This window comes from Methylobacterium sp. WL64, from assembly GCF_008039945.1.
Classification (GTDB): Bacteria; Pseudomonadota; Alphaproteobacteria; order Rhizobiales; family Beijerinckiaceae; genus Methylobacterium.
On sequence record NZ_VRVA01000028.1, the window covers coordinates 1 to 13664 of the forward strand.

The 13664-nt window shown below is 70.4% G+C and carries 12 protein-coding genes; 6 read left to right on the top strand and 6 right to left on the bottom strand.

Going from position 1 to position 13664, the window contains the following annotated elements; translation table 11 throughout:
* Positions 1 to 174 precede the first annotated feature (174 nt).
* Positions 175 to 1329, top strand: coding sequence for an acyl-CoA dehydrogenase family protein (locus FV242_RS14400; RefSeq protein ID WP_147939394.1), 1155 nt, complete (start codon positions 175 to 177; stop codon positions 1327 to 1329).
* 273 nt (positions 1330 to 1602) lie between these two features.
* On the opposite strand, the gene FV242_RS14405 is transcribed toward FV242_RS14400, so the two are convergent.
* The 4 genes from FV242_RS14405 to FV242_RS14420 form a co-directional block, all read right to left on the bottom strand.
* Positions 1603 to 2475, bottom strand: a complete 873-nt coding sequence (locus FV242_RS14405; protein ID WP_147939395.1) for a tetratricopeptide repeat protein — start codon at positions 2473 to 2475, stop codon at positions 1603 to 1605.
* Positions 2476 to 2755: 280 nt separating this feature from the next.
* Positions 2756 to 3865, bottom strand: a complete 1110-nt coding sequence (locus FV242_RS14410; protein WP_147908885.1) for a 5-(carboxyamino)imidazole ribonucleotide synthase — start codon at positions 3863 to 3865, stop codon at positions 2756 to 2758.
* Positions 3862 to 4359, bottom strand: a complete 498-nt coding sequence (gene purE, locus FV242_RS14415) for a 5-(carboxyamino)imidazole ribonucleotide mutase (RefSeq protein WP_147908884.1) — start codon at positions 4357 to 4359, stop codon at positions 3862 to 3864. The genes FV242_RS14410 and purE overlap by 4 nt, the downstream gene beginning before the upstream one ends.
* Before the next feature lie 170 nt (positions 4360 to 4529).
* Positions 4530 to 4790 (bottom strand): YdcH family protein, encoded by a 261-nt coding sequence (locus tag FV242_RS14420; RefSeq protein ID WP_246692274.1) that lies wholly within the window; start codon positions 4788 to 4790, stop codon positions 4530 to 4532.
* Between the two features lie 131 nt (positions 4791 to 4921).
* Between FV242_RS14420 and FV242_RS14425 the strand changes: the two genes are divergently transcribed.
* The 4 genes from FV242_RS14425 to FV242_RS14440 all read left to right on the top strand — a co-directional run bounded on the left by FV242_RS14425 (position 4922) and on the right by FV242_RS14440 (position 9454).
* Positions 4922 to 5104 carry a YdcH family protein gene (locus FV242_RS14425; protein WP_058190671.1) on the top strand — a complete coding sequence of 61 codons (183 nt, stop codon included), beginning with the start codon at positions 4922 to 4924 and terminating at the stop codon, positions 5102 to 5104.
* A 381-nt stretch (positions 5105 to 5485) separates the two neighbouring features.
* On the top strand, positions 5486 to 7411 hold the full coding sequence (locus FV242_RS14430) for a propionyl-CoA synthetase (RefSeq protein WP_147939396.1): 1926 nt from the start codon (positions 5486 to 5488) through the stop codon (positions 7409 to 7411).
* A 235-nt stretch (positions 7412 to 7646) separates the two neighbouring features.
* Entirely contained in the window at positions 7647 to 8066 is a 420-nt protein-coding gene (locus tag FV242_RS14435) for a CopG family transcriptional regulator (protein ID WP_147908882.1), read from the top strand.
* Between the two features lie 71 nt (positions 8067 to 8137).
* Positions 8138 to 9454, top strand: coding sequence for a PHB depolymerase family esterase (locus FV242_RS14440; protein WP_246692707.1), 1317 nt, complete (start codon positions 8138 to 8140; stop codon positions 9452 to 9454).
* 20 nt (positions 9455 to 9474) lie between these two features.
* Here FV242_RS14440 and FV242_RS14445 read toward each other — a convergent pair whose 3' ends face one another.
* Positions 9475 to 9966 (bottom strand): hypothetical protein, encoded by a 492-nt coding sequence (locus FV242_RS14445; RefSeq protein WP_147939397.1) that lies wholly within the window; start codon positions 9964 to 9966, stop codon positions 9475 to 9477.
* Positions 9967 to 10170: 204 nt separating this feature from the next.
* Between FV242_RS14445 and FV242_RS14450 the strand changes: the two genes are divergently transcribed.
* The gene (locus FV242_RS14450; RefSeq protein WP_147939398.1) at positions 10171 to 11289 is read left to right on the top strand and encodes an NADH:flavin oxidoreductase/NADH oxidase; all 1119 of its coding nucleotides are present in this window, start codon (positions 10171 to 10173) and stop codon (positions 11287 to 11289) included.
* Between the two features lie 152 nt (positions 11290 to 11441).
* Here FV242_RS14450 and FV242_RS14455 read toward each other — a convergent pair whose 3' ends face one another.
* The gene (locus tag FV242_RS14455) at positions 11442 to 13541 is read right to left on the bottom strand and encodes a beta-galactosidase (RefSeq protein ID WP_147939399.1); all 2100 of its coding nucleotides are present in this window, start codon (positions 13539 to 13541) and stop codon (positions 11442 to 11444) included.
* Positions 13542 to 13664 lie beyond the last annotated feature (123 nt).

Sequence of the window (13664 nt, forward strand, 5' to 3'; positions counted from 1 at the left end):
CCACCCGACCCCCTCATCCTGAGGTGCGGCGAAGCCGCCTCGAAGGAGAACTCCAGGGGTCGCGGGGCTGGCTGGAGGGCTCCTTCGAGGCCTCCGCTGCGCTCTGGCACTTCAGGATGAGGGTGTGGGTGGGATGAACGCGGCGCCCGTGACCTTCCGCGAGAGGACACCACCATGGATTTCGACCTGAACGAGGACCAGTCGCTCCTGCGCGACAGCGTCGAGCGGATGGCGGCGGACCTGTATCCGTCGCTGGAGAGCCGGCAGGCCCGGCTGAAGGCGCCCCTGGGCTTCCCCGAGGCGGGCTGGGCGGCGTTTACCGAACTCGGCGTCACCGGCCTGCCCTTCTCCGAGGATGAGGGCGGGCTGGCCGGCGGCCCGGTCGAAACCATGCTGGTCATGGAGGCGGTGGGGCGCAACCTCGTGGTCGAGCCGCTGTTCGCGAGCCTCGTGCTCGGCGCGACGGCGCTCCGGCTCGGCGGAAGCGCGGCGCAGAAGGAGAGGATCCTGCCCGACGTGATCGACGGCAGCCTGCGGCTGACCCTGGCCCACACCGAGCGCCAGTCACGCTACGACCTCCACGACGTGGCGACCACGGCCCGTCGCTCGGGCGAAAACTTCGTCCTGAGCGGGGCCAAGAGCGTGGTGCCCAACGCCGACGCGGCCGGGCTGATGGTGGTGTCGGCCCGGGTCTCCGGGGAGCGGCGCGACCCGCATGGGATCGGCCTGTTCCTGGTGCCGGCGGACGCCCCGGGGGTCGCGATCGAGGCCTACCCGACCCAGGATGGCGGCCGGGCCGCGGAGGTGTCGTTCTCGGACGTCGCGCTGCCGGCCGACGCTGCGCTCGGCGATCCCGAGGGCGGCCTGCCGCTGCTGGAACGGGTGGCCGAGCACGGGATCGCGGCGCTCGCCGCCGAGGCGGTCGGATCGATGGACGCGCTCCACAAGCTCACGGTGGCGTATCTCAAGACCCGCACGCAGTTCGGGGTCAGCGTCGGCTCGTTCCAGGCCCTCCAGCACCGGGCCGTGGACATGCTGATCCAGCTCGAACAGGCGCGCTCGATGGCCCTCTACGCCGCCATGATGGTGGAGGCGGAGGATCCGGCCGCGCGCGCGGCGGCGCTGGCGGCCGTGAAGGTGCAGATCAACAAGGCCTGCCGGTTCGTCGGCCAGGAGGCGGTGCAGCTCCACGGCGGCATCGGCATGACGCTCGAGTATATCGGCGCCCACCACTTCAAGCGGCTCGCCATGATCGAGTACCAGCTCGGCGACACCGCCCACCACCTGCGCCGGATCACGCAAGGGGAGAACGGCCTGCTGGCGGCGTGAGAAACGGACGTACACCGTCATTCCGGGGCGCCGCAGGGGAGCCTGGACCCGAAGGGGCCGCCCGCGGCGGCAATCGAGAGCCGCCGACAGTGCCGGGTCCTGCTCGAGTCGAGTTTCCGGGTTCCGGGTTCCGCTTCGCGGCCCCGGAATGACCGTGGAGCCAGAGAGGCTCATGCGCTCGAACGTTCCGGCGCGCGCCACGCCATACACGAACGCCCTCCGCTCATGCCGAGGGGAGGGCGCCGGCCTGGACCGTCTCGGTCGTCTGCGAGATCAGTTGAACAGCGAGCCCACGCCGCCCTGCACGCGGCCGAGGCCGGCGCGGGCGACGGCGTTGTTGGGTTCGATCACGGCGGCGCGCTGGTAATTCTCGAGCGCCTCCTTGCGCTGGCCCGACTTCTCGTAGGCGAGGCCGCGATAGGCCCAGGAGGTGGCGTCCTTGTTGTTGACGTTGAGCGCCGCGTTGTAGTCCTCGATCGCCTTCGGGTACTGGTTGGTGGCGATCAGGCTCTGGCCGCGGGCCGCGTACGGCGCGGACACGAACGGGTTGCGGTCGATCGCGGCGTCGAAGTCGGCGATCGCCTGGGTGTCCTGTCCCTGCTTCTGCCGGACCAGGCCGCGGGCATGGTAGGCCTCGGCCGATTCGGGCATCAGCCGGATCGCGACGTTGAGGTCGGACAGGGCCTGGTCGACGTTGCCCTGGGCGCGCTCGACGTTGGCGCGGCCGATATAGGCCGGCCCGTAATTCGGGTCGATGCTGATCGCCTTGCTGAAATCCTGCAGCGCGGCGGCGTCGCGGCCGACCTGACGCTCGGCCAGCGCGCGGTTGTTGTAGGCCGAACCCGAATTCGGGTCGATCTGGATCGCCTTTGTGAAGTCGGCGATGGCGTCGTTGAACTGGCCGGCCCGGGCATAGGCGGCGCCGCGGGTGTTGTAGGCGGCAGCGTCGTTCGGGTTGCGCTGGATCACCTCGGTCAGCGACGCGATGTTGACGTTGGTGGCGCCGGTGGTGTCGGTCTCCACCACCGCGTATTGCCGCGGGCCGGCGGCGCTGCCGACGGTTTCACAGCCCGCAAGGGCCGCGGCCGAGAGCGTGGCCGCGCCGATCAGCGCGATCTTGTGTGCCAGCCCGTTGCGTACGATCATCGCCCCACTCTCCCCGGGGCGCGGCCCGCCTTCGCGCGCGCACCCCGCCCCCGATTGTCCCGTCGCCCGGCCCGCGCCGCGCCCCTCGTCTCCGAGGCACCGTCGCGCATCGCGGTGAATGCCGGCTTAAAGGCGCGCGGTTCCGTGACCGCCCACGATGTGGTGGAAGCGGCGGGATGTGGCGAAGGTATGGCTCGACGGCGCGCAGGCGTCCGGGGGCGGCCTCCGGCACGCGTGCGGCCGGTCCGGTGTGTTCCCGAAGCCGCAGAACCGGGCTCGATCAGGGGATCGGAACGGATCCCAGCCGGGTGACGTGGCCCATCTTGCGGCCGGGCCGGGCCTCGCCCTTGCCGTAGAGGTGCAGGTGGGCGCCGGGCTCGGCCAGCAGGCCCGACCAATCGTCGGCCTGGGCGCCGATCAGGTTGCGCATCTCCACCGGCAACCCGCCGATCCGGGCCGAGTCGCCGAGCGGCCAGCCGCACACCGCGCGGACATGCTGGGCGAATTGCGAGGTCGTCGCCCCCTCGATGGTCCAGTGCCCGGAATTGTGGACCCGCGGCGCGATCTCGTTGACCACCAGCCGCTCGGCTCCGTCCTGGCGCACCAGGAACATCTCGACGGCGAGCACGCCGACATAGTCCAGCGCATCGGCGATCCGCTTGGCGATGTCGAGGGCGGCGCGGGCGGTCTCGGGCGTCAGGCCGGGGGCCGGCACCCGGGTCAGCGCCAGGATGTGGTCGCGGTGCTCGTTCTCGCACAGGTCGAAGGCCGCGAAGCCGCCGTCACGGCCGCGGGCGGCGACCACCGAGACCTCGCGCTCGAACGGCACGAAGCCCTCCAGGATCAGCGGCGCGCCGCCGAACTCGGCGAACAGCGCGTTGCGGTCGCCCTCGGCGCGCTCGCGCAGGATGCGCTGACCCTTGCCGTCGTAGCCGAACCGGCGGGTCTTGAGCACCGCCGGAAGGCCGAGCGCCGCGATCGCCCGGTCGAGGTCATCGGGCGTGTCGACCGCCTGGAACGGGGCGGTCGGAATTCCGAGCCGGTTGATGAATTCCTTTTCGCTGAGGCGATCCTGGGTTGTAGCCAAAGCTTCGGCGTTCGGGTGCAGGGGTGCGTGCCGAGCCAGGATGTCGGCGGTGGCGCGCGGGATGTTCTCGAACTCGTAGGTCACCGCGTCGACGCTGCGCGCGAAGGCGGCGAGCGCTTGCGGGTCGTCGTAGGCCGCGCAGGTCGTCCGGGCGCAGACGTCGAAGGCGGGGCTGTCCTGATCGGGCGCGTAGACGTGCACCTTCAGGCCGTAAGCGGCCGCCGCGAGCGCGATCATGCGCCCGAGCTGTCCGCCGCCGACGATGCCGAGGGTGGAGCCGGGCTTCAGGGGTGTGTCCGTCACGAATGCGTTTCCGTCACCGGCCGCTCGGCCACCGACGCGGTCTGGGCCGCGCGCCACGCCTCGAGCCGCTCCGCCAGGCCCGGATCGCCGAGCGCCAGCACCGCGGCCGCCAGCAGCGCCGCGTTGACCGCGCCCGCCCGGCCGATCGCCAGCGTCCCGACGGGAATGCCGGCCGGCATCTGGACGATCGACAGCAGGCTGTCCTGGCCGGACAGGGCCTTCGATTCCACAGGAACGCCGAAGACCGGCAGGCGGGTCATCGCGGCCGCCATGCCGGGCAGGTGCGCGGCCCCGCCGGCACCGGCGATCACGACCTTGAACCCGTCCGCCACCGCGCCCTTGGCGAAGGCCACGAGCCGGTCCGGGGTGCGGTGGGCCGACACGATCCGGGCGTCGTACGGCACCGCGAGCGCATCGAGCGTCTCGGCGGCGTGCCGCATGGTCGCCCAGTCGGACTGACTGCCCATGATGATCGCGACGGGAGGCGACGCCATCGTATGTCCCGGCAAAAGAGGCCGCTTACAGGCGAGGCGGCCCGGCGGCAAGGCGGCGGGCCAGTGCGTCCACCGGCATCGGTGGACCGTCCCGAAAGATGGTTTCCGGCTTCCGGGGCGACGCGCTGCGCTCGCTCACCCCGAACCGGCATCCACTTCGGCGGCGCGCTCTAAGCGATGATATCGGGGGTGAGGGCATCCTCGATATGGTAGATCCGGTCGCGCAGGGTCAGCTTGCGCTTCTTCAAGCGCTGGATCTGAAGCTGATCCCCGGCGACGCTGCGCTCCAGCGCCTCGATGGCGCCGTCGAGGCCCCGGTGCTCCTCGCGCAGCCGACTCAGCTCGGCCTCGAGGTCCGACTGCGCGCTCTCACCCGACTCGTCCGCCATCATCACCCGCGGGATCGAAGACCGTTCCAGATCGAAGAGCATGCGTTACGCCCCGCCGCGGGACAAGCCGGCCGTGCAAGCATTCGTGAGGCTTGGCCGGAGAAAAGGCTTCGACAGGTGCGGCATCCTGTGCCAGTCTCCATGTGTCGGAACAATGACAGGAGATTCGACTCATGTCGCTGCAGACGCATTTGAGCCAACTCGCCCGGAAGCACGAAGCCCTCGAGCGCGAGATTCACGAGGCGATCCACAGGCCTTCTGCGAACGACCTCCACATTGCCGAACTGAAGCGACGGAAACTTCTTCTCAAAGACGAGATCAAAAGGCTGCAAGCCGGCAACGATACGTTGCACTGAGCGACGCCTGACTGTCCCACGAACATACTTTCAAGATGAGAACCGCCGTATCGGTCCGCCCGGTGCGGCGGTTCTCTGCACGCGTGTTTTACGCTCTTCCGACCGAGACCCCGTCGCGAGGCGCCCGCGCCACTGAGCCTCGAAGGCGCCCTCCAGATGCAGCCGCGATCCCTGGAACCCTCCTTCGAGGCCTCCGCTTCGCTCCGGAACATCAGGATCAGGGGCCTGGGTGTAAGGAACCGGCTCTTCGGCGGAGCCCGGTAGCGATCCATAAGCGCGTTATCATCCACTTGGACGACCGCTCGCGCGCGCAAAAAAATCAGAATCGGCTAATCTCCCCGGGATGCCGCCGGAGAGCGGCTCCGAGGACACGCCGCGCCCATGACCACCGCCAGCCTGCCGGGCCGCTATCCCGAGATCTATGACGCGGCGCGCCGCGACCCGGAGGCGTTCTGGCGCGAGGCGGCCCGGGCGCTCGACTGGTCGCGCGCGCCCGAGCAGATCTTCGCGCCGGACGCCGGGCCCTACGGCCGCTGGTTCCCGGACGGGACGCTCAACGCCTGCCACAACGCGGTGGACCGCCACGCCGACGGGGCGCGGGCCGAGCAGGCGGCGATCCTGTACGATTCCCCCGTCACCGGCACGAAGCGCAGCATCAGCTACCGGGAGTTGCGCGATGCGGTGGCGACGCTCGCGGCCGTCCTGGCCGATCTCGGCGTCGGCAAGGGCGACCGGGTGATCCTGTACATGCCGATGGTGCCCGAGGCCCTGTTCGGCATGCTGGCCTGTGCCCGGCTGGGCGCCGTGCACTCGGTGGTGTTCGGCGGCTTCGCGGCCAACGAGCTGGCGGTGCGGATCGAGGATGCGGCCCCCAAGGTGGTGCTGGCAGCCTCCTGCGGCCTGGAGCCGAACCGGGTGGTCGCCTACAAGCCGCTGCTGGACCTCGCGATCGCCACCTCCCGGCACAAGCCCGAGGCCTGCCTGATCCTGCAGCGTCCTCAATGCGCCGCGACGCTCGTCGCGGGCCGCGACCACGATTGGGCCGAGGCCGTCGCGGCCGCCGAGGCGGCGGGCAAGCGCGCCGCCTGCGTGCCGGTGGCCGCCACCGACCCGCTCTACGTCCTCTACACCTCCGGGACGACCGGCAAGCCGAAGGGCGTGGTTCGGGATACCGGCGGCTACCTCGTGGCGCTCGCCTGGTCGATGCCGAACCTCTACGGCGTCCGGCCCGGCGAGACCTATTTCTGCGCCTCGGACATCGGCTGGGTGGTCGGCCATTCCTACATCGTCTACGCGCCGCTGCTGCACGGCTGCACCACGGTCCTGTACGAGGGCAAGCCGGTGGGCACGCCCGATGCCGGGGCGTTCTGGCGGGTGGTCGCCGAGCACGGCGTAGTCTGTCTGTTCACGGCGCCGACGGCCCTGCGCGCGATCAAGAAGGAGGATCCGGCCGGGGCGCTGGTGGGCGACTACGACCTGTCCGCCTTCCGCAGCCTGTTCCTGGCCGGGGAGCGGGCCGACCCGGATTCGGTCGCCTGGGCCGAGCGGGCGCTGGATCGCCCGGTCATCGACCATTGGTGGCAGACCGAGACCGGCTGGCCGATCGCCGGCAATCCGCTGGGCCTCGGCCTCCTGCCGGTGAAGCACGGCAGCACCTGCGTGCCGATGCCGGGCTACGCGGTCGCGGTCCTGGACGAGGGCGGCAAGCCGGTCCCGCCCGGCACGATGGGCACCATCGCGATCCGGCTGCCCCTGCCGCCCGGCTGCCTGCCGACCCTGTGGGGCTCGGACGCGCGGATGCGGTCGAGCTACCTCGCCACCTTCCCGGGCTACTACGACACCTCGGATGCCGGGGTGATCGACGCCGACGGCTACATCACCGTGCTCGGGCGGACCGACGACATCATCAACGTCGCGGGCCATCGCCTGTCCACCGGCGGCATGGAGGCGGTGCTGGCCGGCCACCCCGATGTCGCCGAATGCGCGGTGATCGGCATCCGCGACGCGCTGAAGGGCGAGGTGCCCTGCGGCTTCGTGGTGCTCAAGGCCCGGGTCGACCGCGCGCCCGAGGACATCGAGCGCGAGTTGGTCGCCAAGGTGCGCGACGAGATCGGGCCCGTGGCTGCGTTCAAGCTGGCGCTCACCGTGCCGCGCCTGCCGAAAACCCGGTCCGGCAAGATCCTGCGCGCCACCATGAAGCGCATCGCCGACCACGAGCCCTGGACGATGCCGGCGACCATCGACGACGCCTCCGTCCTCGACGAGATCGGCGCCAGCCTGAAGGGACGGGGGATCGGCGCGGACTGATGATGCGTCGCGATACGGGCTCCCGAAGGGCCCGAGGCCCTTCGGCGGGGTTCGGGGGGCGCAGCCCCGAACTCGGGCGAAGCCGGACACCAGGGCTCCGCCCCGGACACGCAACGGGCCGCCGACCCTTTGAAACCGCGACCGTTTCGAGACGCGTCGCGACCGTATCTTGCGCTGCGGCATCCGCTCACCATCTCTAGACCATCCAACCGGATGGGCTGGAGAGGGCGAAGCGATGGCAGACACCGTACCGGAACTCCGGCCCAAGGTGCCGGATAGCGAGAAGATCACGATCAACCTGGGCTTCGTCGATCTCGGCCGGGTCGACCTGATGGTCCGCGATGGGTTCTACGCCAACCGCGCCGACTTCATCCGCACCGCGGTGCGCAACCAGCTGGACCGGCAGGAGGAGGCGGTGCGCCAATCCGTGGCCCGCCGCCAGCTGCGCCTGGGCGTCTCACACTATTCCCGCGCCGCCCTGGAGGCCGCCCGGGATGCCGGCGTGCCCCTGCACATCCAGGTCCTCGGCCTCGCCACGGTGGCGACGGACGTCACACCCGAATTGGCGCGCGCCGCCATCGCCTCCGTGGAGGTGCTGGGGGCGTTCCAGGCCAGCCCCGCGGTCAAGGCCGCCCTGGCCGACCGGATCGCCTGAAGAATTTCCCGACCGCACAGCCGGGCGCAGCCGCCGGCCGTGTCCGAACCCCGCCCGCAAGGAACGGCCCGATGAAGCACTTCCCCAAGCTGGACTTTTTGAACTTCGACCTGTCCAAGATGAAGCTCGGCGGGTTCGGAGCCCCCGGCTCGGCCGAGGCCGAGGGCAAGCGCGCGGCCCGAGCCGCCCGGATGACGGCCGCCATGGGCCGGTTCCAGAGCCAGCAGGCCGACGCCTTCGCCCGCTGGGCCGAGGCGCGCGAGCGCCCGGCCGAGACGACCGGGGGCGCCCCGATCATCGACATGGAGGCGCCGCAGGCCCCCGGCGACGCCTGGACGGCCCCCAAGCCGAGTGCCGAGCCGGACCACGCCGCCCCACACGTCCCCCCACACGCCGCCGACATCGCCGCGGCGGTGATGCGGACCGTGCGCGACGGCCTCGCGCGGAGCGGACTCCCCACCGGCGGTTTCGCGGAGGGCTTCGCGGGAGCCCCCGTGCAGCCCGGACGGCCCGCCACCGCGACCGTGCCGGCCGGCGCCCGGTTCGAGGACAGAACCTTCACGGCCGCCGCGGGCAGCCGCCGCTACAAGGTGTTCGTGCCGAGCGGCTACACCGGCCAGGCGCTGCCCGTCCTCCTGATGCTGCACGGCTGCACCCAGAACCCGGACGACTTCGCCGCCGGGACGCGGATGAACCGCCTCGCCGAGGCGCAGACCTTCCTGGTCGCCTATCCGGAGCAACCCCAGTCGGCAAACATGCAGCGCTGCTGGAACTGGTACGCCACCAGCGACCAGACCCGCGACGCCGGAGAGCCGGCCCTGCTCGCCGGCATCGCCCGGGCGGTGGTGGAGGAGTTCTCGGCCGACCCGAACCGGGTCTACGCTGCGGGTCTCTCGGCCGGGGGCGCTACGGCGGCGATCCTGGCGGCGACCTATCCGGACCTGTTCGCGGCGGTGGGCGTCCATTCGGGCCTGGCCTGCGGCGCGGCCCGGGACGTTCCCTCGGCCTTCGCCGCCATGAAGGGGCAGGGCAGCGCCCCGGGCCGCAACCGGCAGGCGGTCCCGACCATCGTGTTCCACGGCGACATCGATCGCACCGTGCACCCGGCCAACGGCGATCAGGTGGTCGCCCAGGCCATGGCGCCCACGGGCCTCGCCGAGACGGTCGACCGGGGCACGAGCCCGGGGGGCGTCGCCTACACCCGAACGGTCCGCAAGGACGCCGCCGGCGGGACCCAGCTGGAATACTGGATCTTGCACGGGGCCGGGCATGCTTGGTCGGGCGGCAGCCCGGACGGCTCGTTCACCGAGCCTCGCGGGCCGGATGCGAGCGCCGAGATGGTCCGGTTCTTCCTCGGCCATGCGCGCAAGGCGGGTGGCCGAGCCTGACCGTCCGGGCGGGACGAGGTTCAGTCGGCCTCACCCCCCTCGGGTGCCTCGTCCGAGAGGTCGGCCGAGGGGACCGGCCGCGACAGGGCCGGCGCATAGGCCCCCGGCATCGTGGCGGTCGTGACCGAGGCGGGTAGGCGCCGTGGGCCCGGCTCGGCGGGGATCAGCGTCGCGCTTGCCGCGACGAAGCCCGCCAGCGCCCGCAGATCCTCGGGCTGGCGCGGGTCGCGTGAGACGAGCGCCGCGTCGTGCTGCAGGCGCAGGTTGCAGGCCTGCGACGGCAGACCGCCTGCCGGCGTGCAGGCGTCGTGGCGGGCGCAGGCGGCGTCGAGGGCATCGATCGGCGGCAGCGGCGCGTTGTTGCCGGGGCCGCAATAGTTGCCGTGAATCAAGATCTTCGGGCTACCGAACGCCGCCGGCTGGGCATCGGCGGGGACGGCCAGGAACGCCGCCAGGGCGAACGGAGCCGCGGCCAGGGCGGCAAATCGGGTGGAACGGTTCGGGAGCAACATGGCGTGGACCTCGCGCGATCTCGCCCCCTCAGGCGGTTCGCATCGGCGGTATCAGACCGTCATTCAGCCAGAAGTTACCGAACGCGTGGTCGGTTCCCTTGCGGCCGTGCCGTGGCCGCATGGCGAGTGGGCTTGCGCACATGCCGATGCTGGCCTCGGCCGCGCGCCTGCGCCACATAGGTCCGGCGCGTAACGGAGCCGCCCATGACCGCCCGCCTGTTCGAACCGCTCACCCTCGACGCCCTCACGCTCGAGAACCGCATCCTGATCGCACCGATGTGCCAGTATTCGGCCCGGGACGGCGAGGCCACAGACTGGCACATGATGCATCTCGGCCAGCTGGCGATGTCGGGGGCCGGCCTGCTGACCCTGGAGGCCACCGCAGTCTCGCCCGAGGCCCGGATCACCGCCTGGGACCTCGGCCTCTACAATGACGGCTGCGAGCGGGCGCTCGGCCGGGTGCTCGAGGCGGTGCGCGAATACGCCCCGATCCCGATCTGCATCCAGATCGCCCATGCCGGCCGCAAGGCATCGAGCGAGGCGCCCTGGGCCGGCGGCCAGCAGATCCCGCCCGAGCAGGCCTATGGCTGGCGCACGGAGGCGCCCTCGGCGGTCGCGCACGGCGAGGCCGAGGTCCCGCCCCACGCCCTCGACGCCGCCGACCTGAAGCGCGTCCGCGAGCAGTTCGTGGCTACCGCCAAGCGCGCCGTGCGCCTGGGCATCGAGGCCGTGGAGCTGCACGGCGCCCACGGCTACCTGCTGCACCAATTCCTGTCGCCGATCGCCAACAAGCGCACCGATGCCTATGGCGGCAGCCTCGAGAACCGGATGCGCTTCCCCCTCGAAGTCTACGATGCCGTGCGCGACGTCGTCCCGGCGGGCAGCCCGGTCTGGCTGCGGGTCTCGGCCACCGACTGGGTCGAGGACGGCTGGGACCTCGACGAGACCGTGGCCCTGGGACAGGCGCTCAAGCGCGCCGGCTCACCCGCGCTCCACGTCTCGACGGGTGGCGTCTCGCCGAAGCAGGCGATCAAGCTCGGGCCGGGCTACCAAGTGCCCTATGCCGAGCGGATCAAGGTCGAGACCGGGCTGACCACCATCGCGGTCGGCCTCATCACTGAGGCGCAGCAGGCCGAGACGATCCTGGCCGAGGGCAAGGCCGACGCGATCTCGCTGGCCCGGGCCATAATGTACGACCCTCGCTGGCCCTGGCACGCGGCGGCCGAGCTCGGCGCCAAGGTGCACGCCCCGAAGCAGTACTGGCGCTCGCAGCCGCGGGAATACAAGGACCTGTTCAAGGATACGGCGTTCGGGCAGCGCTAGAGCGCGCGCAGCTGACGTAGTTACCGGTTCGGCGCAAGCGATCGCGTTGCATCGAGGACTGAGAGCCGTCCCGGATTGCAGCGCGATCGGGAGCGGCTCTGGCGCCGCTCCCGATCAGACCGCGCCCGGCTCCGAAGCCGAGCGCGGGTCGATCAGGGCGCCGCGGACTCGCCTTCGAGGATCGCGACGCCCCAAGCCAGCAGGTCGATCGGCTTGCCGCGCGTGACCGCCCGACCGCCGAGGAGTTCGGTGCCGTTCATCATCGCGGGCGTGGCCCGTGCCGCCGCGGAGTAGTTCAACACGTAGCGAACCGGATGCCCGTTCGACAGGGTGCCCCCGCGAACGACGATCGGCCAGTGCGCCGCGGGAACGTCGATCCCGGCGCGCGTGGCCGCATCCGCCAGGATTTTCTCCGCCAGGGCATCTGTCGGCATGAAGCCCACATAGGTGACCTCGCCCGCGCCCCAGCTGTTGCGCGTCACCGCGGCGGCGGCGGGCCAGGACGGGCTCTGGTAGCGCGCCACCACCGTTGCCGTGGTCGGGGTCAACATCTCCATCCACCAGCGGGCCTTGTTGTCGACAGCGCCGACGCCGAACGGGTCGCCGGCGAGGGATACGCCCTCGGGAACCGTGAACAGCTGATAGGTCACCCCTGCCGCCTGCGCGATCCCGCCCGGCTGCGCCGCGAAGCGCACCTTCGTGTTCTCGTCGGAGAAGCCGTTCTTGAAGCTGTAGAGCACGTGGGCGCCCGCCTTGGCGCATTCATTGAGCTTGGCGATCTCAGCATCGCTCGCCGCGTAGAGCGCCGGCACCACGATCAGCTTGTATTGATCGAGCGGTACCGTGGAGGACGGAGAGATCAGATCCACCTCGATGTTCTGCCGGTAAAGCGCATCGTAGAATCCTCGCACCACCTCGTTGTAGGTGACGGGCTTCCGATCGGCATTGGCCTTGAAGTCGTGCGTGTTGATCTTGAACGAATCGAAGGCGCTCAACGCGGCGTTGCTGACGTAGAGGGCGACGCGGTTCTTCTTCTTCATGTCGGCGAGCTTCGGCCCGAGCCGCTTGAGATCGGCGCCGATCGTCTTCGCCTCGTCGTAGACCGGGTTGGGCTTGTAGTCCTGCGTCAGCAGCCCGCGCCAGTAGGTCTCGAACGCGTTCGTGGTCGTGGCCCAGTGCCAGTACTCGACCATCTTCGCACCCGAGGCGAGGTGGCTGAAGGCCTGCAGGCGAAGCTGGCCAGGAAAGGGCGTCCATTCCGGGAATCCCTGCGCCTGAGTCTCGATCACCAGGTAATTCTCGCCGCCGCGCAGCGAGCGGGCCACGTCGCCGCCGAAGGCGATCTCGGTCCCGGTCAGCTTCTCCTGGCTGGGATGATAGATGTCGATGCCGGCCACATCGAGCGCCTTGGCGGCTTCCCAATGGTTGACGTCCGGCTGGATGCCGTAGGAATAGCCGCGCCAGTCGAGGTCGAAATTCTGGGTGACGAACTGGCCGGGACGGGCGTGACGACGGACCAGATCAGCCTGCCACGCGAGGAAGTCGGTCACGAGCCCCCGCTGGAAAGCCTGGAAGGCGTTCGTCAAACTGGCGTTGATCGACGCGTTGACCGACGGGAAATCGTCCCAGCTGTTGATCCGGTTGCTCCAGTAGTCGAGCCCCCAAGCCTTGTTGAGCTCGTCGAGGCTCGACCACTTTCTTTTCAGGGCCGCAACGAAGGCGGCCTGGACGTTGGGGCCGCTGGTTCCGAACGACTTGGTCTCGTTGTCGACCTGGTAGCCGATGACCGCCGGATCGTCCTTCACGTGGGCGATCAGGGCCGCAATGACGCGCTCGGCGGCTGCGCGACAATGGGGATTGGTGATGTCCATATTCTGCCGCGGACCGTAGGCGCCCGGCTGCAGCAGGATGTCGGGGTGCTGACGCGCCAACCACGTCGGCACGGCATAGGTCGGCGTGCCGATGATGACCTTGATGCCTTCACGGTTCATCGCCGCGAGGGTCCTGTCGATCGGGGTGAAATTGAAAACGTTTGGCTGAGGCTCCAACGTGCCCCACGTGGATTCGGCGATCCGGACGACGGTGATGCCCGCCGCCTTCATCAGCCTGGCGTCTTCGTCGACCCGATCCACCGGCGTATACTCATCGTAATAGGCCGCGCCGTACAGGATCGTTTGCGGGACTTGCGCCCCCGCCGAGCTCGTCGCGATCAGCACAGCTGCGACGCTGCCGAAAAGCCTCGACCGACTCATGTTGCCCCCCTTTATTTTGTCTGAGTATATCGGGGTTGGGCGCGCGTTCAAGCGCTGACGGCGGTTCCGGACCGCCGGGCAATCGACCTCACGGCCCCGGCTCGCATGCCTGCCGGTGTCCGG